General features: G+C 62.9%; 1 protein-coding gene and 1 pseudogene. Both read left to right on the forward strand.

The window, feature by feature from the left end; genetic code table 11:
- Positions 1-1,110: IS21 family transposase (istA, locus tag P3T23_RS47685; RefSeq protein ID WP_429322955.1), on the forward strand; the 1,110-nt coding region annotated here is incomplete at its 5' end.
- Between the two features lie 18 nt (positions 1,111-1,128).
- Positions 1,129-1,248, forward strand: a pseudogene (locus tag P3T23_RS47690) (AAA family ATPase); the annotation flags it as partial.
- Positions 1,249-1,341: the final 93 nt, after the last annotated feature.

Here is a 1,341-nt window from a genome sequence, read left to right on the forward strand (position 1 = left end):
GTCGACTACTCGGGCAAGAAGCTGGGCATCATCAACCCGGACACCGGTGAAATCCGCGAGGCCGAGCTGTTCGTCGCTGCGCTCGGCGTGTCCGGGCTTACCTTCGCGGAACTCACCTGGACCCAGCAGTTGCCCGACTGGATCGGCTCGCACGTGCGTGCCTTCGCGTTCTATAACGGTCTGGTCGAGATACTGGTCCCTGACAACCTGAAATCGGGCGTCCACAAGCCGGGGTTCTACGATCCAGACATCAATCCAACCTACCAGGAAATGGCCCGGCATTACTCCGTGGCTGTGATCCCGGCTCGCAGTAAAAAACCGAGGGACAAGCCGAAAGCAGAGCTGTCGGTCCTTCTGGTGCAGAGATGGGTCCTCGCCCGCCTGCGCAATCAGCGCTTCTTCAGCCTGGGCGAGGCCAACCGGGCGGTTGCCGCCTTGCTGGGCGATCTGAACAACCGGCCCTTCAAGAAACTGCCCGGCTCCCGCCGTAGCGTCTTCGACGAAATCGATCGTCCGGCACTCAGGCCCTTGCCCGAGCAGCCCTATCAGTACGCGGAGTGGAAGGTCGCGCGTATCGGGCCGGACTATCACGTCGAGCTTGATCAGCACTATTACTCGGTGCCGTATCGCTACGCGCGCGAACAGGTCGACGTGCGCCACACGGCCAACACCGTCGAGATATTCCATCGCGGCCAACGCATTGCCGCTCACGGCAAAAGCACTCGCCGTCGCTATCACACCACGATCGACGCGCACATGCCGCCGGAGCACCTGGCGGTCGCCAAGGGCTGGGATCCGGAGCGGCTGCGCAACTGGGCCGCCGACATCGGCCCGCATACGGCGGCCGTCATCCAGCACCTGCTGGGTGCCCGCAAGCACCCCCAGCAGTCGTATCGCGCCTGCCTGGGCGTGCTGCGCATGGGCAAGGACTATGGGCGCGACCGGCTCGAAGCTGCCTGCCGCCGCGCTATCGATCTGAAAGCGCCGAACTACAAGTTCATTGACTCGACGCTGAAGAACGGCCTGGACCGGGAGCCCGAACCCGCTACCGGGCAGGCCGACCTGCCGCTTGTGCATGCCAATGTGCGCGGACCTTCGTACTACCACTGAAGCTGAAAGGGAGTCTATATGCTGCATCATCCCACTGTCGACAAACTGCACGCGCTGCGCCTGCCCGGCATGGCGGCGGCGCTTGCCGAGCAACAGTCCCAGGACGGCATTGACCGGCTGGGCTTTGAAGAACGTCTGTAAGCGGTGAATTTAGCCCACCAAATCGATAATCATTTGCAAGTGACGGCCGAGCGTAGCCGCACCGCGGCGGTTAAGATCGACCGGCGATGT

It is taken from the genome of Paraburkholderia sp. GAS448 (assembly GCF_050435685.1).
Classification (GTDB): domain Bacteria; phylum Pseudomonadota; class Gammaproteobacteria; order Burkholderiales; family Burkholderiaceae; genus Paraburkholderia.